The organism is Pseudogemmobacter hezensis (assembly GCF_013155295.1).
In the GTDB taxonomy this organism is placed as follows: domain Bacteria; phylum Pseudomonadota; class Alphaproteobacteria; order Rhodobacterales; family Rhodobacteraceae; genus Pseudogemmobacter; species Pseudogemmobacter hezensis.
The window spans coordinates 1-21,679 of record NZ_JABJXT010000036.1; the positions used below are offsets into that span (position 1 = coordinate 1).

The 21,679-nt window shown below is 61.5% G+C and carries 23 protein-coding genes, 2 tRNA genes and 1 pseudogene; 11 read left to right on the top strand and 15 right to left on the bottom strand.

Annotated elements, in window-relative coordinates:
- Nucleotides 1–163 precede the first annotated feature (163 nt).
- Nucleotides 164–373 carry a hypothetical protein gene (locus HOY34_RS20990; RefSeq protein ID WP_172366516.1) on the top strand — a complete coding sequence of 70 codons (210 nt, stop codon included), beginning with the start codon at nt 164–166 and terminating at the stop codon, nt 371–373.
- A gap of 104 nt (nt 374–477) precedes the next feature.
- Here HOY34_RS20990 and HOY34_RS20995 read toward each other — a convergent pair.
- Nucleotides 478–553, bottom strand: a tRNA-Ile gene (locus tag HOY34_RS20995).
- 435 nt (nt 554–988) lie between these two features.
- On the opposite strand from HOY34_RS20995, the gene HOY34_RS21000 reads away from it, so the two are divergent.
- The 6 genes from HOY34_RS21000 to soxZ are packed head-to-tail and all read left to right on the top strand — an operon-like array spanning nt 989 to nt 5,818.
- Complete coding sequence (locus HOY34_RS21000) at nt 989–1,315, top strand: c-type cytochrome (RefSeq protein ID WP_216654871.1); 327 nt, start codon at nt 989–991, stop codon at nt 1,313–1,315.
- Entirely contained in the window at nt 1,312–2,604 is a 1,293-nt protein-coding gene (locus tag HOY34_RS21005; protein WP_172366518.1) for an NAD(P)/FAD-dependent oxidoreductase, read from the top strand. The genes HOY34_RS21000 and HOY34_RS21005 overlap by 4 nt, the downstream gene beginning before the upstream one ends.
- A gap of 28 nt (nt 2,605–2,632) precedes the next feature.
- Entirely contained in the window at nt 2,633–3,667 is a 1,035-nt protein-coding gene (locus HOY34_RS21010; RefSeq protein ID WP_172366520.1) for a YeeE/YedE family protein, read from the top strand.
- A complete protein-coding gene (locus HOY34_RS21015) occupies nt 3,664–5,010 on the top strand; it encodes an FAD-dependent oxidoreductase (protein WP_172366522.1) in 1,347 nt (448 codons plus the stop codon). Before HOY34_RS21010 ends, HOY34_RS21015 begins: the two co-directional genes overlap by 4 nt.
- On the top strand, nt 4,994–5,479 hold the full coding sequence (locus HOY34_RS21020; protein ID WP_216654872.1) for a thiosulfate oxidation carrier protein SoxY: 486 nt from the start codon (nt 4,994–4,996) through the stop codon (nt 5,477–5,479). Before HOY34_RS21015 ends, HOY34_RS21020 begins: the two co-directional genes overlap by 17 nt.
- Before the next feature lie 12 nt (nt 5,480–5,491).
- The gene (gene soxZ, locus HOY34_RS21025) at nt 5,492–5,818 is read left to right on the top strand and encodes a thiosulfate oxidation carrier complex protein SoxZ (protein WP_172366524.1); all 327 of its coding nucleotides are present in this window, start codon (nt 5,492–5,494) and stop codon (nt 5,816–5,818) included.
- A gap of 95 nt (nt 5,819–5,913) precedes the next feature.
- On the opposite strand, the gene HOY34_RS21030 is transcribed toward soxZ, so the two are convergent.
- On the bottom strand, nt 5,914–6,285 hold the full coding sequence (locus tag HOY34_RS21030; protein ID WP_172366526.1) for an HIT domain-containing protein: 372 nt from the start codon (nt 6,283–6,285) through the stop codon (nt 5,914–5,916).
- A 42-nt stretch (nt 6,286–6,327) separates the two neighbouring features.
- A complete protein-coding gene (locus HOY34_RS21035; protein WP_172366528.1) occupies nt 6,328–7,905 on the bottom strand; it encodes a DUF5928 domain-containing protein in 1,578 nt (525 codons plus the stop codon).
- A 238-nt stretch (nt 7,906–8,143) separates the two neighbouring features.
- On the opposite strand from HOY34_RS21035, the gene HOY34_RS21040 reads away from it, so the two are divergent.
- Nucleotides 8,144–8,962, top strand: coding sequence for a sulfotransferase family protein (locus HOY34_RS21040; protein ID WP_172366530.1), 819 nt, complete (start codon nt 8,144–8,146; stop codon nt 8,960–8,962).
- Between the two features lie 90 nt (nt 8,963–9,052).
- Here the strand turns inward: HOY34_RS21040 and HOY34_RS21045 are convergent, their stop codons facing one another.
- From HOY34_RS21045 to rpmH, 11 genes and pseudogenes are all read right to left on the bottom strand, one after another.
- A complete protein-coding gene (locus tag HOY34_RS21045) occupies nt 9,053–9,376 on the bottom strand; it encodes a hypothetical protein (RefSeq protein ID WP_172366532.1) in 324 nt (107 codons plus the stop codon).
- A 268-nt stretch (nt 9,377–9,644) separates the two neighbouring features.
- On the bottom strand, nt 9,645–10,415 hold the full coding sequence (locus HOY34_RS21050) for an amino acid ABC transporter ATP-binding protein (RefSeq protein ID WP_301538928.1): 771 nt from the start codon (nt 10,413–10,415) through the stop codon (nt 9,645–9,647).
- A 9-nt stretch (nt 10,416–10,424) separates the two neighbouring features.
- Nucleotides 10,425–11,405 (bottom strand): annotated as a pseudogene (locus HOY34_RS22570) (amino acid ABC transporter permease); the annotation flags it as partial.
- Nucleotides 11,406–12,279: 874 nt separating this feature from the next.
- The gene (locus HOY34_RS21060) at nt 12,280–13,872 is read right to left on the bottom strand and encodes an amino acid ABC transporter permease (RefSeq protein ID WP_172366534.1); all 1,593 of its coding nucleotides are present in this window, start codon (nt 13,870–13,872) and stop codon (nt 12,280–12,282) included.
- A 145-nt stretch (nt 13,873–14,017) separates the two neighbouring features.
- Complete coding sequence (locus HOY34_RS21065) at nt 14,018–15,034, bottom strand: amino acid ABC transporter substrate-binding protein (protein ID WP_172366536.1); 1,017 nt, start codon at nt 15,032–15,034, stop codon at nt 14,018–14,020.
- A 231-nt stretch (nt 15,035–15,265) separates the two neighbouring features.
- Nucleotides 15,266–15,973 (bottom strand): ATP12 family chaperone protein, encoded by a 708-nt coding sequence (locus tag HOY34_RS21070; protein ID WP_172366538.1) that lies wholly within the window; start codon nt 15,971–15,973, stop codon nt 15,266–15,268.
- 1 nt (nt 15,974) lies between these two features.
- A complete protein-coding gene (locus tag HOY34_RS21075; protein ID WP_172366540.1) occupies nt 15,975–17,027 on the bottom strand; it encodes an RluA family pseudouridine synthase in 1,053 nt (350 codons plus the stop codon).
- Entirely contained in the window at nt 17,024–17,386 is a 363-nt protein-coding gene (locus HOY34_RS21080; protein ID WP_172366542.1) for a fluoride efflux transporter FluC, read from the bottom strand. Before HOY34_RS21080 ends, HOY34_RS21075 begins: the two co-directional genes overlap by 4 nt.
- Nucleotides 17,383–17,679, bottom strand: a complete 297-nt coding sequence (gene yidD, locus HOY34_RS21085; protein ID WP_172366544.1) for a membrane protein insertion efficiency factor YidD — start codon at nt 17,677–17,679, stop codon at nt 17,383–17,385. Before yidD ends, HOY34_RS21080 begins: the two co-directional genes overlap by 4 nt.
- Nucleotides 17,680–17,689: 10 nt before the next feature.
- Nucleotides 17,690–18,157, bottom strand: coding sequence for a ribonuclease P protein component (gene rnpA, locus HOY34_RS21090; RefSeq protein WP_172366546.1), 468 nt, complete (start codon nt 18,155–18,157; stop codon nt 17,690–17,692).
- 171 nt (nt 18,158–18,328) lie between these two features.
- A complete protein-coding gene (rpmH, locus tag HOY34_RS21095; protein WP_172366548.1) occupies nt 18,329–18,463 on the bottom strand; it encodes a 50S ribosomal protein L34 in 135 nt (44 codons plus the stop codon).
- 452 nt (nt 18,464–18,915) lie between these two features.
- Between rpmH and HOY34_RS21100 the strand changes: the two genes are divergently transcribed.
- From HOY34_RS21100 to HOY34_RS22360, 3 genes are all read left to right on the top strand, one after another.
- On the top strand, nt 18,916–20,340 hold the full coding sequence (locus HOY34_RS21100; protein WP_172366550.1) for a sensor histidine kinase: 1,425 nt from the start codon (nt 18,916–18,918) through the stop codon (nt 20,338–20,340).
- A gap of 58 nt (nt 20,341–20,398) precedes the next feature.
- Nucleotides 20,399–20,475 (top strand) — tRNA-Arg (locus HOY34_RS21105).
- A 69-nt stretch (nt 20,476–20,544) separates the two neighbouring features.
- Complete coding sequence (locus tag HOY34_RS22360) at nt 20,545–20,673, top strand: hypothetical protein (protein WP_301538929.1); 129 nt, start codon at nt 20,545–20,547, stop codon at nt 20,671–20,673.
- 321 nt (nt 20,674–20,994) lie between these two features.
- On the opposite strand, the gene HOY34_RS21110 is transcribed toward HOY34_RS22360, so the two are convergent.
- Nucleotides 20,995–21,513: a helix-turn-helix domain-containing protein gene (locus HOY34_RS21110; protein WP_172366552.1), complete on the bottom strand. Its 519-nt coding sequence runs from the start codon at nt 21,511–21,513 to the stop codon at nt 20,995–20,997.
- Nucleotides 21,514–21,679: the final 166 nt, after the last annotated feature.

Consider the following 21,679-nt stretch of genomic DNA (forward strand, 5'->3'; position numbering starts at 1 on the left):
GTTCAAAAGTCCCATGTGGATCACTCCGTTGCCCCCGCCGCTCACCGCTTTGGAGGAAGGTTCACATGGCTCAGTTCTCAGTGAAAATTATGCCCTTAAACGGCTCAGTTCTGGGTGAGAAACAACAACGCTGTCGCCTATCAGGACACCAGAGGAAGGATGGATGATGTTCAGGATGATATTGGCGCTGTGCCTGATGATGCCCGCCGCTGGCTGCGTGAGCGGCCCCCGCACCAGCGGTGACGCGCTCTGCGACGGGACGCGGGCGGCGCGGGCAGAGCATGCGGCGGTCCTGGCCGATTCGGCGGATGATCGGGCGGTGGTCAGCGGGGCCCGGCTGATCCGGTTGCTGGATGCGGGGTGCGCGGGGTAGGGCATCAGGCAGTGATCGAAATTCACCGACCTTCGCCCAAAGTGTCCCGCATCTCAAAATCGCGGGACACTTGCGCCAACAGTTGTTGGCAAAAGGCAGTGGATTGGTAGGCCCGGAGGGACTCGAACCCCCAACCAAGGCGTTATGAGCGCCCTGCTCTGACCATTGAGCTACAGGCCCCCGAAGCCACCCGTCGGGAGTGGAACCTGCCTAGCAGATGCCTGATTGGGGTCAAGGATTTTCCCCCGCGACATAGCCTGCGCAGCCTCGCGATGAGGCGGAGGCGACTGGCGGGCATTTCGGGTCTTGCCTGGATCTGGCGCTGGCTGGGCCGGTCGGGCGGATGTGAGTTGTCATGGGCTTGTTTGTGCAAACAGACGCCTGTTCCCATTCGTCAGCAACTTGCAGGAACTGTTCCACTCGGGAAGGCCCTGCGCAGGAATATTCTCCTGTTCCAGCTAATATGGAAGAATTTTATCGTCCTTCACCGCGAAACCGCCAGGGATATTTCCTTGCGCTTGGGCGGATGCTTGCCAACAATCGGGCGGTGACGGGCGCGGTTCAGCGGCCCGACCACCCCAACCAAGCCAGCTGGCCAGGAAAGAGGATCCGACCATGCCGCCCTTTACGATGCGCCTTCCCGTCAGGGCGTTTTTGGCCACATTTGCCTTTGCTTTGCCGGCCACCGCCTATGCCGATGCAACCGTATCAGAGGCGCAGATCCTGGCCGGCCCCTGTGCCAGCTGCCACGGGCCCGGGGGGCAGTCGCCAGGCGCGATCCCCTCGATCGCCGGGCTGCCAGAGGCCGATCTGATCGCCGCGCTGACTGCGTTTCGTGACAATCCGCCCGCAGGCACCACCGTCATGACCCGTCACATGAAGGGCTATGATGACGCCCAGATCGCCGCACTGGCGAAGTTCTTCGCGGAGGCAGAGCAATGAAAACCACCCGCAGAACGTTGCTTGGCGGCATTGGGGCAGGGATCGGGGCAGGGGTTGTCAGCCTGGGCCTGCCGGGGCTGGTGCGGGCGCAAAATGCCTCGGCCCATGTGGTGGTTGTGGGGGGCGGTTTTGGCGGGGCCACAGCCGCGCGTTACCTGCGCCGCTATAGCCCGGATCTGAAGATCACCCTGATCGAGCCCTCAGAGACCTTCGTCACCTGCCCCTTCTCGAACCTCTATCTGGGCGGGCTGCGGAGCTGGGACAGCATCACCCATAGCTACGCCGCCCATCGCGGCGCGGGGATCGAGGTGATCCATGCCAGCGCCGAACAGATCGACGGCGCGGCCCGCAAGGTCACGCTCTCGGATGGGACGGCGCTGGAGTATGACCGTCTCGTGCTGTCGCCGGGGATCGACATCCGCTGGGGCGCGCTTGAGGGCTATGATGAACCCGCCGCCGAGCTGGCCCCCCATGCCTGGAAGGCCGGGCCGCAGACGCAGCTGCTGAAATCGCAGCTGGAGGCGATGGCGGATGGCGGCACCTTCGTGATGTCGATTACTGATGGGGCCTTCCGCTGCCCGCCCGGGCCCTATGAACGGGCCTCGATGGTGGCGCATTACCTGAAAACCAATAAGCCGAAGTCGAAAATCCTGCTTCTGGACAGCAAGGAAACCTTCTCGAAACAGGGCCTGTTCAAACAGGGGTGGGAGGCGCTTTACGGTGATATGATCGAATGGATCAGCGCCGATAATGACGGCAAGGTGGCCAAAGTCGATGCGAGCGCGCTGAGCGTGGAAACCGCATTTGGTGTGACGCATAAGGCCGATGTGCTGAATGTTGTGCCGCCGCAAAAGGCTGGCTGGATCGCAGATCGCGCAGGCGTCACCAATGAAACGGGCTGGGTTCCGGTCAAAGGCAATACCTTTGAATCGGTCCAGGTGCCCGGCATCTATGTGGTGGGCGATGCCACCATTGCCGCACCGATGCCGAAATCGGGCTTTTGCGCCAATGCCCAGGGCAAGGTCGCAGCCGCCGCGATCATCGCTGATCTCGCCGGGGCCGAGCCTGCGCCCGCCAGTTTCGTCAATACCTGCTACAGCCTTGTCGGGCCGGAATGGGGCATCTCTGTCGCCGGGGTCTATTACTTCGACGGCGAGAAGCTGGCTGAGCGTGAAGGCTCGGGCGGGGTCAGCCCGATTGAGGCCGACGCCGCCTTCCGCCAGGCCGAGGCCGTTTATGGCGCGGGCTGGTATGCCTCGATCAGCGCCGATACCTGGGGTACAGTCTGATCAACTGACGTCAGCGGATGGGGCAAAGATGGATGTGGTAACTCTGGGCCTGGGCCTTGGCGCGGTATTTGGCGTGGCGGCGCGGGCGAGGGGCTTCTGTCTTTTGCGCGGCATGAAGGGTTTGCTGGGCGGCGGGGATCTCTCGCCGCTCAGGGCTTTTGCGCTGGCGCTGGCGGTGGCGATTGTCGGTGCTCAGGGGCTGAACTTTTTCGGGCTGACCGATCTGTCGCGCAGCCTGCCTTTGCGCGGCAGCTTTGCTGCGGGTGGGCTGTTTATCGGCGGGGCGATTTTCGGGCTGGGCATGGTGCTGGCCAATGCCTGCGGCGCGCGCTCGCTTGTGCTGCTGGCGGGGGGGAATCTGCGCTCGCTTCTGGTGCTTTTGTGCCTTGGGCTGGCGGCGCAGGCCAGTCTGACCGGGGTGCTGGCCCCCTGGCGGCAGGCGCTGCAGCTGGGGCAGATCAGCCCGGATGCGCTGAGCGTGACCGATTTGCTGACGGGATTTGGCCTTTCTGCACTGCCCGCGCTGATCCTGGCGGCCGGGCTGCCTGCGCTTTTGCTGTTGTGGTTCGCAAAGCCCTGGCGCCTGCGCCCGGTTGAGGCGATTGCAGCTTTGGTGATCGGGCTTTGCGTGGTGGCAGGCTGGTGGATCACCTTTGCCACCGATGACCCGTTTGACCCGAAGGTGCTGACATCGCTTAGCTTTATTGCCCCTGTGGGCGAGGGGCTTTTGTGGCTGATGCTGTCCAGCGGGCGGGCGGTGGGCTTTGGCGTGGCCGTGGTTGGCGGCACGCTGGCGGGGGCATTTGCGACCGCGCTTTTGACCCGCAGCTTCCGGTTAGAGACCTTCAGCTCGGGAAGTCATTCTCTTGTCGCGGGTCTTGGTGGAATTTTGATGGGCTTTGGCGGCGTTCTTGCAATGGGCTGTTCTATCGGGCAAGCTTTGACAGGTGTCTCGACACTTTCGCTGGCCAGTCTGGTCGCAAGCGCCGGTATTCTGACGGGGATTGTGGCTGGTCTGGTTGTGATGCGCCAGACAACTCTCGGGAGGAGTTCCAGCCAATGATCAAAAGCCCCGCATTCACCCGCCGTAAACTGCTGACCGCCGCGCCCTCGCTGGCCTTGCTGACTGGCCTTGGAGGGGCGGCGCTTGCCGCGCCCGAGGGCCTGACCTCAGAGACGCTTTTGCTGTCGCGCAGCGGCAAGGGGCCGCGGATCGTGATCTGCGGCGGCGGCTGGGGCGGGCTGTCTGCGGCCCGCCATCTGCGCGAAGAACTGCCCGAGGCCGAGATCATCGTGCTGGAGCGCAATCCGATTTTCTGGTCCTGCCCGATGTCGAACAAATGGCTGATCGATGTGGTCGATACCGCCTTTCTGACCCAGGACCTGCTGCATCCGGCACAAAAATGGGGCTATAGCCTGGTGCAATGCGAGGTGACGAATATCGACCGGGCGGCAAAGACCGTCCACACCTCAAAGGGCAAGGTCGATTACGATTTCCTGATCCTGGCGGGCGGGATCCGCAACGCCTATGAGGCCTGGTTTGGCGAGGACCGAAAGGCGGCCGAATATACCCGGCAGAATTTCGGCTCGGCCTATATCCCGAATGCCGAACATCTGGCGCTGAAAAACAAGATCCACAATTTCAAAGGCGGCACCATTGTGATGACGCTGCCGCCACCGCCGCATCGCTGCCCGCCGTCCCCCTATGAGCGGGCCTGCGTGATGGCCTGGTATTTCAAGGTCAATAAAATCCCGGCTAAGATCATCATTCTTGATCCGAAACCGAAAATCGCCCCGATTGGCGAGGGCTACCGGGCGGCCTTTGAAGAGCTTTATCCCGACATCATCACCCATGTTCCCAATGCAAAGGTGAAAGAGGTCGATCCCTATAACAAGCGGATCATGACCGAGGCGGGCGATTTCGATTTTGACGATGCAGTATTTATGCCGCCGCATCAGGCCTCGGATATGGTCTGGTATGCCGATCTGATCGGCAAGGGCGAGGATGGAAAGCCCACCGGCTGGGCCGATATGGATCCGCACTATTTCACCGCTCGCAGCGATGAGAATGTCTTTATCATCGGCGATAGCATGGGCGCGATCAGCCCGCATTTCGGCCATTACCCGAAGTCGGGCCATGTGGCGAATTACATCGGCCGAATCGTGGCCGGAAATATCGGCCAGCGGGTGCGCGGCGAAGATGTGGTGGCAGAGCTGCCCGACAACCTTTGCTACATGCTGGTGAATGGCGATCCGCAAGAGGCGATCTCGGTTGAATTCACCTATGCGGTTGGCCAGGACGGGCTGGTGCATCAGACGCAGATTGACGTTGATGTGCGCACGCCTGATCTGATGGCAGAAGACTTTGTCTGGATTGATGGAATGTTCAATGATTTCCTGCGTTGATATGAACCGCCGTCAGGTCATGGTGGCAGGTGCTGCGCTGGTGGCCGCGCCGCTTTTGCCCGATGCGGCACAGGCCCAGGAAACGACGGCTGCAGCGCGCAAGGACAGTGCCGAATCTGATCGTATCGCGGCAGAGTTCATTGCCGGTGCCACGCCCTTGCGCGAAGGGCTGTCGCTTGACTTGCCCGCGCTTGGTGACAATCCCTCGGCCGTGCCGGTTCGGGTCTGGGTAAGCGAAGAGATCACCGATCAGAACTGGTGCGAAGAGCTTATCATCCTGGCAGAGCTGAACCCCATGCCGCTGGCCTGTCGTTTCAGCTTTTCTCAGGCAAGCGGCGCGGCAGATGTCGCCGTGCGACTGCGGCTGATCGAGACGATGCATGTGCGGGCGCTGGCGCGGATGAATGATGGCCGGGTGCTTGATGCCAGCGGCCAGATCACCGTCGCCGCTGGCGGCTGTGGTTTGTGAGAGGGCAGAGAAATGGCGAATCCCCCCCGGATCTGGCTGAGCAGTGAAACCCCGGCAGCGGGCGAGATTGTGCGCGTGCGTGCGCAGGTGGTGCATATCATGGAAAGCGGTCTGCGCCTCGATGCAGCCGGAAATGCAATCCCGCGCGACACGCTGGAACGGTTCAGCGCGACGCTTGGCGATGACGTTATCCTCGATTGGTTTCCAGAAACGGCAATCTCTCAGAACCCCTATATCGAGTTTACGTTCAAAGCGCGGGAAAGCGGAGTTCTGAAAATGATCTGGAGCGATCAGAACGGAGTTCTGGCCGAGGCCGAGCGGGCAATCACCCTGTCCTGACGGCAGGGCGGCGCGATGCCGGTTTCTTCAAAGAAACCGGCCCGGAATTTTCAAAATTCCGGGCTGGGCGTCTGTGGCAATGCTGGCTCTTCCTGTCAGGCTTTCTCGACCAGGCGGCCAAGAACGCGTCCACCCAGGATATGCAGGTGGTAATGCGGCACTTCCTGCATCCCTGAGGTTCCTGCATTGGTGATGGCGCGATAGCCTTCAGGCCCAGAGAGGCCGAGTTCTGCAATCACCCTGGCAACAGTTCGATGGAAGTCGATGATCTCGGCATCGCTTGCCTCAGCGGCGAAATGATCGAGATTGACATAAGGCCCTTTCGGAATTGCCAGAACATGCACGGGTGCATGCGGGGCAATATCGTGGAAAACCAGAGTGTGTTCGGTTTCGGCCACGGTTTTATTGGGGATCTCGCCGCGCAGGATACGGGCGAAGATGTTTTGGGGGTCGTAGGTCCAGCTCATGTGATCATCTCTGTCTTGGTGGCCGCAGGGCCGCTTTCAGGGTCAGTCGACAAACAGATATGAGGTCGAGACGATTTCCTCGGCCTCGGATAAAGGGATTCCGAAAAAGCTGCTGATCGCGGTCGCATTCTCATGGGGCGGAGCGCCCTGACGTATCCGATAGACGTTCGGAAAGTCACATTCGCGGATCCGGTCGCTTTCAAATTTCACATCATAGCGAATGGTTGGCAGCAATCTGTTCAGTGTCTCTCGCGGTGTGTCATGGCCTGCCAGACCCACGCGTCTTGCATGGCCGATCAGGTAATCATCGCTGAAATTACACTCTATTTCCAGTAGCCTGACCCGCGCTTTGTCATTGTAGAAATCCTGCATCAGATCCACCGAGGCCGGGTCGATGCAAAAAATCAGCCGGTCGGTCTGCCAGTAGTCGTAAAGCATTCGCACCAGCGCCCGGCGGTGCCTTGTCCGCTTTTCCAGAGTAGACTGAATGCCGCCCAGATCGGGCAGGGGGGTGCTGCCTTCGTTAAAGAGGTAGTCAACCGCCTGAATATTGCTGACATTGCGCACACGCTCGACCAGGCGCTTGGCCACATGCCATTTCTTGCATGTCACCATCATCAGCGTGCGCTCGCGGCCCAGGCTGGCCTCGGCCTCCCAAAAGCGCGGCGCATAGCGGCGCCCGACGCGGCCGCGCTCGGCTATAAAGCGGTAAAGGCGGCGCCCCTCATCCGAGATGTGAAAATGCTGGCCCTTTTGCGCATAAAGGTCGCCCAGCCTGGTTCTCAGATCGGTGGCTGCCGGGCTGATCTTGCGGGCGAACAGATAGTCCTGGCTGATCAGCAGATCGAAGTGGTCATTGTAGAAAACCACGGGCATGCCGTAATCGGTGAACAGCAGGAACGTCAGCGGCCTGGTGCGGATTTCATTTTCGGGCACCAGATGGTGCACCAGCGTCTGGAAAAATGTTTCATCCGGGATCCAGGTGGTGCGGAAAAACCGCAGCACATCGCGGCGGCTGCGGATGAAATCCAGCAAGGCCTCGACGGTGCGGCGGCGCAGGCACCACCACTGGCTGCCGATGCGCATGGCCAGATCCGACGGGATCCGCCGCGCAAGGCCCAGCTTTTTCTGCCACTCCATCGAGCGGTAGAACCAGGTCTTATTGGTGCGCTCGTTGAACCAGTGGCGATAGATCAGCCGTTCTTCACGAATGCCGGTCTTGATCCAGTCAGAGAGAAAAAAGTCAAAGCTTTCAATGTAATCGACATCTTCACGGCCAAGGAACTCATGCGCGTATTCGGCCGATTTGACCGGCATGCAGTCACCCGACAGCATGTAGAAATGCGTGGCCCTGGGGAAGGCTGCCACCGCTTCTCGCAGCGCAAGCAAGGTGGCGGCCACAAGGCTCCATTCGCCCCAGCCGCAGCGGATCCGCTTTTTTGCAAAGACCACCGAGGGGTTGTCTGCCAGCCGCTGGCGGATCGTTGCGTAATCCTGCGCTGAAGATCTGGCGTCGAAATGGATCGAGAGGCAATCGCCTGCGGCCGTCAGGCGCTCGGCCTGGGCGATGATCCCTTCGGGGTCCTTGTGACAGAGCAGAATATAGGCAATTTTCGCCATGGGGTCCGGTTTACTCTCTTACCGCTGATGCGACTGCTTCGGCTTGCGCCAGGGATTTGGTAGCAGACTATCTGATAAAGGGCTTCATGCTTCCTTGAAAAGGCCGGATTTATTTGCTTTTCCTCGCAAGATATTACTGGTTGGTGGTTCGGGTGGGGCCTGTCCCGGCGGTCAGCTGAAATGGCAGCCCATGACGGCTTATCACCGGGCATGGTGTATCCGTATAAGGAGATTGTGAATGGGTTTTCCCGGCACCTGGATGACCGAAAGCGAAAGCGTGGTTTACCGCGTTGTGCCGAAATGCGCCTGTTCGACCATCGGTCAGATCATGTTCTACTCTGACCATGGCCGGTTTTTCGATGGCGACATCCATGACGCGACCAGTGGCATGCACAAATGGGCGCTGGAAGGCAGCCAGCCGAAGATCGAGGCCAATGTGAAGGCGCATTCCAGCTATGCCTTCACCTGCGTGCGCAACCCCTATACCCGCATTCTCTCGTCGTTTTTCGACAAGATCTGCGGCATTCAGCGCAATGGGCGGCGTTATCGCGGCAATCTGGTGCCGCTTTTGATCCAGAAATACGGGATTGAGGTCGGCGGCGATGACGGCAAGCAGGAGTTTGACCAGATCAAATCCTTCCGCCGCTTTCTGCTTTTCGCCCGCGATACCATCCGCTGGAAAAAACCGATGGAGCCTGACATCCACTGGTCGGCGATGGCGGGGCATATCTCGACCTTCATCGTCAATGGCGGGCGCTACGACAACATCTTCTTCACCGAGAAATTCAATGAGGGGATGCAATCGGTGCTGGACCGGATCGAGGTCGCGCATCCGGTCAATCTGAAAGAGATCCCGCGCTTCAACGAATCTGAGGGGCATGGCCCGAAGCGTCTGCACCCGGTCGAGGATTATTTCGACGACCTTTCGATGCATCTGATGTGGGAAATCTATAAGCGCGATTTCCAGCTGTTCCGCTATGACTTCGACAACCCGGGCAACAAAATGCCCAAAGGCGAGGTCGATCTGGCCGAGGTCCACGCGAAACTGGGGAACTGAGGCCGGCTGTCACAGGCCTTTGCCAAAAGATACCCCGCCATCTCGTATCCGAGATGGCGGGGCATATTCACCGGATCACCTGAGGGCAGATCAGTCGCAGGCCTCGATGGGGGTGCGCAGCTGATAGGTCACTTTGCCAACCATGCCTTCGGGCAGGGGCTGCGGATCCAGCCAGACATCAACGTCGCAGCCATCGGTATCCACTTCCCATTTGATCGCGCCATTGGCGTCATGACGCTCATAATCCAGCGATTCGATCGGGCGGCCGCCCAGGTGTTCGGCCAGGGCCTCGCTGGAGATGATGGTCTGGATCTGCTCGACACGGTCATAATAGGGCGGCAATGCTGCGAAGGCCGGCAGGGCAAACAGCACAGGTGCCGCAACACACAGCGCAACTGAAAGACGACGGGACATGAAAGCTCCTACTTTCGTTATATGACCCAGACTGAACCCTAAGCCCTCTGATTGTAAGCCAAAATTCTGTGAAAAATGTCGCAGGTGGCGAAGTTTTGCCCGCCCCGGTCTTTGCCCGCCCCGGTCTTTGCCCGCCCATGTCGCTGACGGGGGGCATAATCACGGGCGCAAACGGGGCCGGTAAATGACAAAGACCCGCCTGGACGGGCGGGTCTTTGCGCTGTTTCACTTGTCTGATCGGGTCTGAACTGGCCCGATCCGCTTTGCCTCAATGGCCGAGGATCTGGCTGAGGAACAGTTTGGTGCGCTCGGACTGGGGGTTCGAGAAGAACTCTTTCGGCGCGTTTTGCTCGACGATCTGGCCCTGGTCCATGAACACAACGCGGTTTGCCACCGCCTGGGCAAAGCCCATCTCATGGGTGACGCAGAGCATGGTCATGCCCTCTTCCGCCAGCTCGATCATCGTATCCAGCACCTCTTTGATCATCTCGGGGTCCAGCGCCGAGGTCGGCTCGTCAAACAGCATGATGCGCGGGCGCATGCACAAAGACCGCGCAATGGCGACGCGCTGCTGCTGGCCGCCCGACAGCTGGCCCGGATATTTATGGGCCTGGTCGGGGATCTTGACCTTGGTCAGGAAATGCATCGCCGTTTCCTCGGCCTGCTTTTTCGGGATCTTGCGAACCCAGATCGGCGCCAGGGTGCAGTTTTCCAGGATCGTCAGATGCGGGAAAAGGTTGAAATGCTGGAACACCATCCCGACCTCTGAGCGCACCTTGTCGATGTTCTTCAGGTCATTGGTCAGCTCTGTTCCATCGACGATGATATCGCCCGACTGATGTTCCTCCAGCCGGTTGATGCAGCGGATCATCGTTGATTTGCCTGACCCCGAGGGCCCGCAGATCACGATCCTCTCGCCGCGCATGACCGTCAGGTCGATGTCGCGCAGCACGTGGAACTGGCCGTACCACTTGTTCATCTTGCGGATCTCGATGGCGGTATCACCCGAGACTTCCATGATTTTCTGTGTCTGGCTCATGATTGATCCTTAGCGGTGATCGGTCTTCAGCTTGCGCTCAAGGTACATAGAGTAGCGCGACATGCCAAAGCAGATAATGAAAAATATCGCGCCGACGAAGATATAGGGCTCCCAATAGATCCCTTTCCAGTTGATGTCGGCGCGAACGGTATTGGTGACACCGCGCAGCGGATCCAGCAGGCCCACGAAGGAAACCAGCGTTGTATCCTTGAAGAGCCCGATGAAGGTCGAGACGATGCCGGGGATCGAGATCTTCAGCGCTTGCGGCATGATGATCAGCCGCTGCGCCTGCCAATAGGTCAGGCCAAGGCTGTCACCGGCCTCATATTGCCCGCGGGGCAGGGCGGCCAGGCCGCCGCGGATCACCTCAGCCAGATAGGCGGCCGAGAACAGCGCAGCCAGGATGATCACCCGCAGGATCAGGTCGAAATTGGTCTGCGGCGGCAGGAAGTACTGCAGCAGCAAAGATGCGGTGAACAAAAGGGTGATCAGCGGCACGCCCCGGATGAACTCGATAAAGCCAACCGAAAGCACCTTCATCAGCCACATATCCGACCTGCGGCCAAGCGCCAGCATGATCCCCAAAGGCAGTGAGGCCGCAATCGCCGTCACCCCGATGATCAGCGCCAGCAAGAAGCCCCCGATCATATTCGAGCCAACGGTGACAATGGTCAGCGGCAGCGCCGCATGCAGAGCAGAGACCAGGATCGGGCCCAGATAGCCAAGCGCCGCCGCACCGCCCAGGATCCCGGCCAGGATACCCACAAGCGTCGCGCGGTTGCGGGCCGCGACAAAGACCAGCGCGAAAGCCAAAGCGGCCCCGAGGCTGAGAAGGCTGCTCCATGCGGGCATATCTGCCTTGCCAAACAGCGCACCCAGGTCAGCGATGTTAAGGTTCAGCAGATTGCTGGCCAGATACATCACCGCCAGCAAAAGCCAGATCCCGGCGATCACCACCATTGCCACCAGCGAGGCCAGCATCCCGAAAAGCCGCGCCAGGATATTGTCGCTGCCGGAGAGATAGCCCTGCCAGAAAGTGACGTCGCGCATCTTCCCGAAGAAATCGGTCGAGATCGCGTCGCTATAGCCGATCACCACTGCCGCCACCCAGGCTGCCGCCAGGGCGATCACCAGGGCGAAGGCGTCATTCAGCAGCCTGTTGGTGTTTTTCAGGTAGATCCAGGCGATCAGCGCCCCGACGGCCACCGCAAGCAGCTGGCTGACCGGGGTCCAGAAACTGCCGCCCCAGATCAGCCAGACCGCGACGAAGGGGAAAAGCCCGGTCACCCAGATCAGCGCTTTCGGGCGCCAGATCGCAAGGGCCCAGATCACGGCAAAGATCACCAGGCTTGCCGTCAGTGCCGCCCCGCCAGCCGAGATTGCAAACAGCGACAGGAGCGTGGCAATCCCCGAAAGCGCGACCATATGGGCGCCTTTGCGGTCATTCCAGTAAAGGATCGGCGCGAGGGCCGCGAACAAAAGCCCCCCCGTCAGCACCGGCCGCCAGTATTCTGCGGGCGGGTAGAAGCCGAAGATGAACTGATGCCAGCGGGCCTTGATGACTGCCCAGCAGGCGCCGCTTTCGCCGCCCGCCGCCGCCACAATCGCCCGGCACTCGGCCAGTGAATTGGCGTTCCAGACCGAGTGCCACCACCAGGGGAAGGCCGTCCAGACCATCCACAGCGCGATCACCACGCCGGCAAAGGTCAAAAGCGTGTTGACGGGCGACGACAGCAGGTTCTGGCGCAGCCATTTGGTGACCCCGGCCTCACGCGAAGGCGGGGGCAGGGGGCTCAGCATCTCTTCGCGCAGCCAGAGCGCGGTATTGTTCGGGCCTGATGCCCCGGTTTTTGTCCCGCTCATCTCAGCGCTCCTTCAGCTTTACGGCCGCGTTGAAGGCGTTCATGCCCATAGAGATGATCAGGCTGATGGTCAGATAGATCAGCATCATCAAAAGCATAGCCTCAAGCTCGCGCCCGGTCTGGTTCAGCGTGATGCCCCCAAGGGTGCCGCGCAGATCCAGATAAGAGACCGCAATCCCCAGCGAGGTGTTCTTGGTCAGGTTCAGATACTGGCTGATCAGCGGCGGGATGATCACCCGCAGCGCCTGGGGCAGAACCACCAGCCGCATCGTGCGGCCCGGGCGCAGGCCAAGGGCTGCTGCCGCCTCGGACTGGCCGCGCGGGATGGCCTGGATGCCCGCCCGCACGATCTCGGCGATAAAGGCCGAGGTATAAAGCGCCAGCGCGATCAGAAGCGCGGTAAAGGAATGCATAACCTGGATGCCGCCGCGCAGGTTGAACCCGGTGCTGACGCCCTGATCATTGACCGGGAAGCCCGGCACCTCCCAATGCAGGCCAAGCGCCAGCAGCAGCAGGATCAGCGGCAGGAACAGGATCACCAGCGAGATATACCAGGTCGTCGGGCGGTTTCCGGTGCTTTCCTGGATGCTTTTCGCCCGTTTCACGACGGCGCGATTGGCCAGCAGCGAGACGATCAGCACCGCAATCACCGCCAGAACCGAGAAGTTCACCGGAACGCCTGCAAATTCAGTGCCGCCCAGCGGGCGATCCAGCAGGGGGGCCGGGATATTGGTGCCCCGGTTGGTGACCGCAATGGAATCAAAGAAGAATTTAGAGGCCGCAGGCTCTGTTGCGCCAATCTCCGCCAGCTGCGCATCCGCCGCAGGGCCGCCTGACAGCGAGGGGCTGAACACGGTCAGCGCCATGATGACCCAGATCAGCGCCGGAATCGCCGCGATCAGCGCAGCCTTTGCGCCCTGAAAGCGGGCGCTTGCGAATTGCCAGGCGGCGACAGTGATGCCGATAAAGGCCAAAAGCCACAGGATGAAGGGCAGCGATCCCAGCTTCAGCGTCGCAATCCGCATCCATAGACCATTGCCGCCCGCCTGGGCCTCAAGCCCGGCAAGGGCGGCGCGGCTTTCCAGAATGGCGGGGGTGATCTTGAAATCGGCGGGCGCCGGCATGGTCTCGGATATCACCACAAAGACCAGCAGGATCCACAAAAGCAGCGGCACATTGCGGAAGATCTCGACATAGATCGTCATCAGCCGCGAGATCAGCCAGTTGTTCGACAGCCGCAGCACGCCGACGATCACGCCGACCACCGTGGCCAGGATGCAGCCGAAAAACGCCACAACCAGCGTGTTCAAAAGGCCGATGATGACCGCCCGCCCGTGGTTGTCATCATTGGTATAGGGGATGAGGGTCTGCTCGATATCATATCCGGCCCTGACCCAGAGGAAGCCGAAATTGATGTCCTTGCCCTTGGCGTCAAGGTTGCGGATCACATTGTCCGTCAGCCAGCCGATGAACAAAAGAAACAGGATAAGCGCGACGACCTGCAGCGTGATGGCACGGAAACGGGTGTCATAAATAAGCATCGAAAGGCGAAAGCCGCCTTTCGACGCCTCCGCCCGACTGGTGGCAAAGGCCATGAATTCCCCCTGAGCCCGAACCCGTCCGGCTTTGTGCCGGTTATGGTGCCACCGCATGCGCGGCAGCCCGGGGTTCTGGATTGTTTGAGTATTACCTGAGAAACAAAAGGTCAGGGCGCGCCTTTCGGCACGCCCCTTTGTCAGATCAGCGCATCGGCCATGCGTATTGCAGACCGCCCTGGGTCCACAGCGCATTCAGCCCGCGGGCCAGACCGATCGGGGTGCCGGTGCCCAGATTGGCCTCGAAGATCTCGCCATAATTGCCATTCGCGGCAATCGCGCGCTTGGCGAAGTCATTGTCGAGACCGAACATCGCGCCCATCTCGCCCTCAAGGCCCAGCAGGCGGCGCACTTCGGGATCGGTCGAGGAACCGGCAACCTCTTCGATATTGGCTTTGGTGACGCCTTTTTCCTCGGCGATCAGCAGGGCGTTATAGGTCCAGCGCACGATATCGCCCCAGACGTTGTCGCCATGGCGCACGGCCGGCCCAAGCGGCTCTTTCGAGATGATTTCCGGCAGGATGATGTGGTTTTCCGCATCTGCCATGGTCGCGCGGCCCGCTGCCAGACCCGAGGCATCGGTGGTATAGGCGTCGCAGGCCCCGGCCAGATACTGGCGCTGTGCCTCTGAATCGTCCTGCACGGTGACGGGGGTGTAAGACAGGTTATTGGCCTTGAAGAAGTCCGCCAGGTTCAGCTCGGTGGTGGTGCCGGTCTGGATGCAGACGGTGGCGCCATCCAGCTCTTTCGCCGAGGAAACGCCCAGCTCTTTTTTGACCATAAAGCCCTGGCCGTCGTAATAGTTGATGCCGACGAAATCGAATTTCAGGTCGACATCGCGGGTGAAGGTGGCGGTCGAGTTGCGCACCAGCAGGTCAACCTCGCCCGAGGCCAGCGCGGTGAAGCGGGTCTCGCCGGTGGTGGGGACGAATTTCACCTTGGTCGGGTCGCCAAGAACGGCGGCGGCAACGGCGCGGCACAGATCGACGTCAAAGCCGACCCAGGTGCCGTTCGCATCGGCCATGCCGAACCCGGTCAGGCCGACGTTGACGCCGCAGTTCAGCTCGCCACGGGCCTTCACATCATCGAGCGTGGCCGCATGGGCCGCGCCGACAAGCAGGGTGCTGGCCGCAAGCGCGCCGATGATCGCTGATTTTTTCATAATTACCTCTTCCTGAGCTGCCGCAAACCCGGTCCGGGCCTGCGGATGTGTCGCCTCGCTTGGTGCGGGCTGTTCTTCGGGTCTTTGCTTGCCCGATGAGCATATTTTCAGTGCAAGGTCGTGTTTGGGTCAATAGCTCTGGGGCAAATCCGGGAAAATCGCTCTTTTTCCGTGCGTTGTGGCGGAAAAATGCTGCCATATTGGGCCATCGCGGGAAAATGGCCCGGATTGTTACCCACACAATTCAAAGAATCGGTATGCCTGAACAAAGGCGGCCTGCCGGACAGCCTCGGCAGCGGCGGCCTCTTCATCGACGCCCCATTGCGAGGCCTGCCAGTCCTCATCAAGGCGCGAGGCCGCCCAGGCCTGATCCACATCGATCCGGCCTGCGGTCAGGGCCAGCGCCAGCAGAAGCGAGCCAGAGATGGCAACCAGGTCGTGGAAACCCGCCAGCCGGAACACATCCAGCGCGGCGATTTCAGCGCGCAACCGCGCAAGGCTTTCGGGCGGCTGCGCGACCGGGATCACCCCCGATGTCACCTGCAAAGTCACCCCAAGCGCCGTTTCGGCCCAGGCCAGAACCGGGTTCCAGGCCTCGGCCTGGGCAGAGACCAGCGCCAGCGGGCGCTCGGCCCGGTAGCACAGCAGGTCGGTCTCGCCATAGGCGGCCAGCATGTCTGTCACCGCCTCTTTCTGGGCGACCAGCTTGTCGATGGCGGAATTGGCGCTGCGGGTGGCGGGCATGGTCTCGGGGTCGATGCGGTCCTGCTGGGCCTCCCATTCCGCGGCGACCAGCTGCGCCAGCGCCTCGGTCGGCAGAACCAGCACCGCCTTTTGCGGTGTGCGCAGAACGCGTCCGTCAAGATGGATGGCAAAGCCCGTGCTTTCAGCGACAACGCGGGTCTCTTTCCAAAAGCGTTTCGGGGCCCAGTCTGCCATCTTAACGCGCCCCGAAGGTTTTGAACGGATCGGCGGGCACGTCATCTTCCTTCCAGTCCAGCGCCTTCCAGGTGCGTTTCATATGGTCGGGCAGCGGCGCCTGGAAGGTCATCTCTTTCCTGGTGATCGGATGCTCGAACCCGATCGAACGGGCATGCAGATGCAGCTTCTTCGACAGATCGCCGCCGATGCCAGCGCCCCAGCCGTCGCCCATGTTTTCCATATCCGAGCCGCCATATTTCCCATCGCCCAGAATGGGATGGCCGATTTCCGCCATATGGGCGCGCAGCTGATGGGTGCGGCCTGTTACCGGCTCCAGCGCCATCCAGCTGAGGCGGGTGCCAAGGAACCAGAGCGTGAAGAAATCGGTTTGGCTGCGTTTTGCATCGGGGTAGTCTTTGGCCTGGGCTGGGTGGATGGCGATCATCTTTTCGCCCTCGCCGCCGCGCCCGCGCCCCGGGGCCTTCATCAGGTGAAACTTGACCGAGCCCTGTTTGGGATGAGGCACGCCCGCCACCACCGCCCAATAGATCTTGCGGGTCAGACGGTGGCGCAAAGCCTCAGACAGGGCCCGCGCGATCCGGTCGGTGCGGGCCAGAAGCAGGATGCCAGAGGTATCCTTGTCCAGCCGGTGCACCAGTTTCGGGCGGTCTTTATAGCCGAATTTCAGCGCCTCGGTCAGGCCGTCAACATGGCGGTCGCCCTGGCCCGAACCGCCCTGCGACGGCAGGCCCGGCGGCTTGTTCAGCACGATGATATGCTCATCCTTCCACAAGACGCAGGCCTGGATCATCTTTGCGTCGGCATCCGAGACGCCCTTGGTCGCCACCCGTACCGGGGCCTCAGCCGCGGGCAGGGGGGGGACGCGGATCGTCTCGCCGGGCTGCACGCGGTCGGCCGCCTTGGCGCGGCCGCCTTCGATGCGGATCTGCCCGGTGCGGCACATCTTTTCGATTGCGCCTTGCGTCACCTGCGGGAAATGCTTTTTCAGCCAGCGGTCAAGGCGCTGCTCGCCCTCGTCCTCGGTGACCTGGATAAGTTGAACGCCGCTCATGTGAGATGCCTCGCTGACATGACGCCGAGGGTGACGGCGAAGAGGGAAAGGATAACCGATGCCAGCACATATGCCAGCGCGGTGATGAACTGGCCCGCCTCGATCAGCTTCAGCGTGTCGAGGGAAAAGGCCGAGAAGGTGGTAAAGCCGCCCAGAAATCCGGTCATGATGATCGCGGTCTGAGGGGCGCCTGCGGCCAGCAGGATCCAGGCGAATCCGATCAGAAAACTGCCAGAGATATTGATTGTGGCCACGGTGACAAAGGGGCGCCAGGGCAGGGCGGTCAGGGCCAGATGGCGCAGCACCGTGCCTGCGGCCCCGCCAAGCGCGATCCCTGCAAGACCAGAAAGATTCGTCATTTTGGCCCCCCTTTCAGGTGATTATCCGCAGCCGGATTGCCGCTTTTCAACATTTCATCATGCTCGGGGTCAGAGCCCGGCACCGGATCATAGCCCTGGCCGCCCCAGGGATTGCAGCGGCAGATCCGCCAGCAGGTCATTGCCGTGCCGCGTATGCCGCCATGGCGCTCCAGCGCCTCCATCGCATAGGCCGAGCAGGTCGGCTGAAAGCGGCAGCCATGCCCGACCCAGGGGCTGAGCACCAGGCGATAGGCGCGGATGGGCAGCGAAAGGACAAAGGCGAAAGGGTTCATGGCGGGGGGCTTACGGCGCAGGCTCTGCAGGCTTTGCCTGGGCAGGTTTTTCCTCTGCGAGCGGGCGGGCCTCAGCGGGCAGGTGGACATCTGCGGGCGGGCGGGGCCCGCGCTCGCGATTAACCGAGGCAAAGGCGCTTTGCAGATCCAGCACCATCGCCGCAAAGTCACGGCTGACCGTCGCGCCCGGTTTTGCCACCAGCACATAATCCCAGCCCGGCTGGCCCATCAGATGCAGAACCTGCCGCGCCACCTCACGCATCCGCCGCTTTGCGCGATTGCGCAGCACCGCATTGCCGACCTTCTTCGAGGCGGTAAAGCCGATGCGTGTCTGCGGATCCTGGTCCTGGCGATTGCGGCCCTGCAGCAAAAAGGACGAAGTCCCCTGCCGCCTGGCCGATGCAGCCTTCAGAAAGTCTTTGCGCTGCGGAATGACAATCAGCGCCGGAATGTTCGATTTCTGCAATTCAGCCGCCATTTTTCCGCGCCATTTCCGCGACCGACCGCAGGCAGATGTGCCAAAATGGAAACCGCCGGGGCACGATGAGCGTCCGGCGAATTGCCTTATGCCCTCTGCCTCCGGCGGTGCCAGTATCTGTTTTATCGGTGCCTGTCCCGCCCGGCCTGCTGGCCCTGGGCGAAAGACAAATCAGGCCGAAAGAACCTTACGGCCCTTGCTGCGGCGTGCAGCCAGAACAAGACGGCCGCCTTTGGTGGCCATACGGGCACGGAAGCCGTGGCGACGGGCGCGAACCAGCTTCGAGGGTTGATAGGTGCGCTTCATTGCGGCATTCCTTCTGCGTTTCTGTGGCCTCGTGGCCTGTTTCCAGGCCTTGCGGCCGTATCCAGGCCTTGCGGCCTAATTCCGATCGGATCGTCGTGAACCCATTTACCCGGGGGCGGCCCATTCACTGAAACAGGCAACCAGACAGAACCGGATTCGCAGACTTCTATCCTGAAGCCCGGCCTATAGGCCCAGTGCGCGGGTAAGTCAACGCATCCTGGGGCGAAACCCTGCCGAAATGCGGGGAATTTGCGCAGGGCTGAGGCTTCCCATACTGTGCAATCGGCTCTGGATTTGCTAGATATTCGCCTGATCGGGCTGCGTGTGCAAGGCGGGCCCGGCGTCGGCGGGCAGGTTTTCGGGGGGCGGCTGGTGCCGCGGGAAGGACGGGCGGGGTGGCAGAGCGGCGGGTTGGCAGGCGGTTCCTGCGGACATTGTCCGGTCGGTTCCTTATGCTGACGATTGTTTTCGTGCTTTTGGCCGATGTGCTGATCTTCGTGCCCTCGCTGGCGCGCTATCGGGCCGATTTCCTGCTGGAGCGGCTGCGCCAGGCGCAGATCGCCGCGCTGACGCAGCTGGCATCTGACAGCGGCGTCACGCCCGAGCTTGAGGCAGAACTGCTGGCAAATGCGGGCGTCTATAACGTGGTTCTGCGCCGCGATGACATCCGCCAGCTGGTCCTGTCCTCGCCGGTGCCAGAGCCGGTTCATGCCGATTACGACCTGCGCCTTGCGGGCCCCTGGCAGCTGATCCGCGATGCGCTGTCTGCGCTGTTTGACAGCCATGACCGGGTGGTGCGGGTGATCGGCAATCCGGTCCAGGAGGGCGGGCAGCTGATCGAGATCACCATGCCGCAAGAGCCGCTGCGCAAAGCAATGCTGCTTTACGCCTGGCGGCTTTTGATGTTCTCGGCGCTGATTTCGGCGGTCATGGCGGTGCTTTTGTTCCTGGCCGCGCAGCGTCTGATCGTGCAGCCGATCCGCCGGGTGGTTTTGCATATGAAGGCCTATGCCGATGCGCCCGAGGATGCGCGCACAGTGATCGAGCCCTCGGCCCGGGTTGAAGAGCTGCGCGAGGCCGAAGAAATGCTGGCCACCATGCAGCGCCAGCTGACGGGCGCGCTGAAGCAGCGCGAGCGCCTGGCGCAGCTGGGCGGCGCGGTGGCGAAGATCAGCCATGATCTGCGCAATATCCTGACGACGGCGCAGCTGTTCGCGGACCGAATCGAGGGCAGCGCCGATCCGGTGGTCGCCCGCTCGGCGCCAAAGCTGGTGGGCTCTATCAGCCGCGCGGTCAGCCTGTGCGAGGCGACCCTGGCTTTCGGCAAGGCCGAAGAGGCGCCGCCGATGCTGACGCGATTCCCGCTGGCGCAGCTGGTATCTGAGGTGCTGGAAGGCGAGGGGCTGGAAGGCGAGACACCGGCGCAGGCCCCGGACGGCGGGGCGCCCGGCGAGGGCGCGGTGCCGGGCTTGGTCACCTCGCTGACCGATATCGCGGCCAATCTGGTGCTAAGGGCCGACCGCGAGCAGCTTTACCGGGTGATCTCGAATCTGGTGCGCAATGCGCGTCAGGCGATTGAGGCGACAGGGCAACCCGGCACGATCGAGATTTCAGCCGGTGAGAGTGATTCTGAATGGTGGCTGCGCGTCGGCGATACGGGCCCCGGCCTGCCGCCCCGCGCCCGCGAGCATCTGTTTGCGGCCTTTCAGGGTGGTGTGCGCAAGGGCGGCACCGGGCTGGGCCTTGCGATTTCTGCCGAGCTGGTGCGCGGTCACGGCGGAAAACTTGAGCTTTTGCACAGCGATTCCGAGGGAACCGAGTTCATGATCCACCTGCCAAAGCTGGCTGTGAACACCGAACTGCAGCAATTTGATTGAATTTGCATTTTCGCTCTTGCGCTGGTGCGCGGGTCTCTCTAAATACCCGCTTCAAGACGGACCCATAGCTCAGCTGGATAGAGCACCAGACTACGAATCTGGGGGTCGGGCGTTCGAATCGCTCTGGGTCCGCCACTTACCTCCTGTAAACTTCAAGCAGAAATGCCTTTTGCGTCGCGAAATTGCCTCGTGGCGCGGTTCGGCATGTCTGGCCTCTTGTTCCGCCGCGATCAGGTTGCGGGCGTTCTGGGCTTTCATTCTGACGGCTCGGGTTTTCGCCTCTACCGCCTCTCGGGCAGCGCCGCAGAAGAATTTGGGGCCGATCTGATCTGACCGAATACGCGTGTATTCGGACGGAACAGAGTGGGCGGAGTGCGAAGCCCGACCCACGGCCCTGATGATGACTGTCAATGGTGATGGTGGCCTTGGCGCGGCCCGCAGGCGCAGCCGAGGACATGGGGCCTCCCATCACGCCGCCTTGGCGGCGCTTGCCAATTGACCGGCATCGGCAGGGATGTTGGGCGGCCCTAAGGATAGAAAAGTCGTCAGACGGCTGCGTGAGCCGGGCAAAGCCCGGTCGAGGGCAGTGACTGGCCATTGGTCGACAGGTTCGTCCGCGCCCGAGCGTGGACTTCTGACTATCTGCGCCCGGCTTCAGGCCTCCAGTCGCCGATTCCTCAAAGGGAGGCCGTGACAGGCGCGCCGCCAGGTTTCATTGGCCAGCAGTATCGTGAGGCCGATAAATAGCAAAAATGCGATCCCCAGAGCTTCGTCGTTTGGTCCAAGGCGAAGCACGTTTCCGTTCAGCTGCAAGTCCGCGATCCGCAGAACAGGCCATAGGGAACTTGCGAGGAACAGCATCCAGCAGGCTTGAATCCAGCGCTCGAAATTCTTTTTCCCGGCGTCGGCAGCTACCCGAGCGGCTTCCGCCAACCTGAATGCGGCCCGGTCTTGGGGTAATAAGCCCACCTTGTCCAACAGGGCGGACGGCACTCCGCGTTCACCGCGCTCGTACTTTTCGTATGCGCTCTGACTGACGTTCAAACGCGCGGCCATCGCGGCCTGCGTGAGCCCAATGCGCTTGCGAATCAGGCGAAGTTTCTTGCGGTCGTCAGGGCATCGTTTCAGAAGTCGTGGATTGGCCGGACGCTCCCCTTTCCCCGCAGTGTTCATGCCACGCGTTCGATCTCGGCAGTGCCGCGTGCATTGAAACGGTTCATGAGTGCTACGCGGATCTGGACCTCGGCGGTTTGGCGATCCGGATCACGTGATGCGATGCGTTCCCCGAATGCCTTGAGTGGAGCAGGTGAACGCCATCGGTTCAAGAGAACCTGCGACG

What these genes read in the sequence shown, in the direction of transcription:
- HOY34_RS21015 (WP_172366522.1), top strand. Translation starts at nt 3,664, where the DNA reads ATGATCAAAAGCCCCGCATTCACCCGCCGTAAACTGCTGACCGCCGCG.
- rpmH (WP_172366548.1), bottom strand. Translation starts at nt 18,463, where the DNA reads ATGAAGCGCACCTATCAACCCTCGAAGCTGGTTCGCGCCCGTCGCCAC.
- rnpA (WP_172366546.1), bottom strand. Translation starts at nt 18,157, where the DNA reads ATGGCGGCTGAATTGCAGAAATCGAACATTCCGGCGCTGATTGTCATT.
- HOY34_RS21110 (WP_172366552.1), bottom strand. Translation starts at nt 21,513, where the DNA reads ATGAACACTGCGGGGAAAGGGGAGCGTCCGGCCAATCCACGACTTCTG.
- HOY34_RS21070 (WP_172366538.1), bottom strand. Translation starts at nt 15,973, where the DNA reads ATGGCAGACTGGGCCCCGAAACGCTTTTGGAAAGAGACCCGCGTTGTC.
- HOY34_RS21020 (WP_216654872.1), top strand. Translation starts at nt 4,994, where the DNA reads ATGATTTCCTGCGTTGATATGAACCGCCGTCAGGTCATGGTGGCAGGT.
- HOY34_RS21035 (WP_172366528.1), bottom strand. Translation starts at nt 7,905, where the DNA reads ATGGCGAAAATTGCCTATATTCTGCTCTGTCACAAGGACCCCGAAGGG.
- soxZ (WP_172366524.1), top strand. Translation starts at nt 5,492, where the DNA reads ATGGCGAATCCCCCCCGGATCTGGCTGAGCAGTGAAACCCCGGCAGCG.
- HOY34_RS21050 (WP_301538928.1), bottom strand. Translation starts at nt 10,415, where the DNA reads ATGAGCCAGACACAGAAAATCATGGAAGTCTCGGGTGATACCGCCATC.
- HOY34_RS21000 (WP_216654871.1), top strand. Translation starts at nt 989, where the DNA reads ATGCCGCCCTTTACGATGCGCCTTCCCGTCAGGGCGTTTTTGGCCACA.
- HOY34_RS21030 (WP_172366526.1), bottom strand. Translation starts at nt 6,285, where the DNA reads ATGAGCTGGACCTACGACCCCCAAAACATCTTCGCCCGTATCCTGCGC.
- HOY34_RS21065 (WP_172366536.1), bottom strand. Translation starts at nt 15,034, where the DNA reads ATGAAAAAATCAGCGATCATCGGCGCGCTTGCGGCCAGCACCCTGCTT.
- HOY34_RS21100 (WP_172366550.1), top strand. Translation starts at nt 18,916, where the DNA reads ATGCTGACGATTGTTTTCGTGCTTTTGGCCGATGTGCTGATCTTCGTG.
- HOY34_RS20990 (WP_172366516.1), top strand. Translation starts at nt 164, where the DNA reads ATGATGTTCAGGATGATATTGGCGCTGTGCCTGATGATGCCCGCCGCT.
- HOY34_RS21040 (WP_172366530.1), top strand. Translation starts at nt 8,144, where the DNA reads ATGGGTTTTCCCGGCACCTGGATGACCGAAAGCGAAAGCGTGGTTTAC.
- yidD (WP_172366544.1), bottom strand. Translation starts at nt 17,679, where the DNA reads ATGAACCCTTTCGCCTTTGTCCTTTCGCTGCCCATCCGCGCCTATCGC.
- HOY34_RS21080 (WP_172366542.1), bottom strand. Translation starts at nt 17,386, where the DNA reads ATGACGAATCTTTCTGGTCTTGCAGGGATCGCGCTTGGCGGGGCCGCA.
- HOY34_RS21010 (WP_172366520.1), top strand. Translation starts at nt 2,633, where the DNA reads ATGGATGTGGTAACTCTGGGCCTGGGCCTTGGCGCGGTATTTGGCGTG.
- HOY34_RS22360 (WP_301538929.1), top strand. Translation starts at nt 20,545, where the DNA reads ATGTCTGGCCTCTTGTTCCGCCGCGATCAGGTTGCGGGCGTTCTGGGC.
- HOY34_RS21060 (WP_172366534.1), bottom strand. Translation starts at nt 13,872, where the DNA reads ATGGCCTTTGCCACCAGTCGGGCGGAGGCGTCGAAAGGCGGCTTTCGC.
- HOY34_RS21005 (WP_172366518.1), top strand. Translation starts at nt 1,312, where the DNA reads ATGAAAACCACCCGCAGAACGTTGCTTGGCGGCATTGGGGCAGGGATC.
- HOY34_RS21045 (WP_172366532.1), bottom strand. Translation starts at nt 9,376, where the DNA reads ATGTCCCGTCGTCTTTCAGTTGCGCTGTGTGTTGCGGCACCTGTGCTG.
- HOY34_RS21075 (WP_172366540.1), bottom strand. Translation starts at nt 17,027, where the DNA reads ATGAGCGGCGTTCAACTTATCCAGGTCACCGAGGACGAGGGCGAGCAG.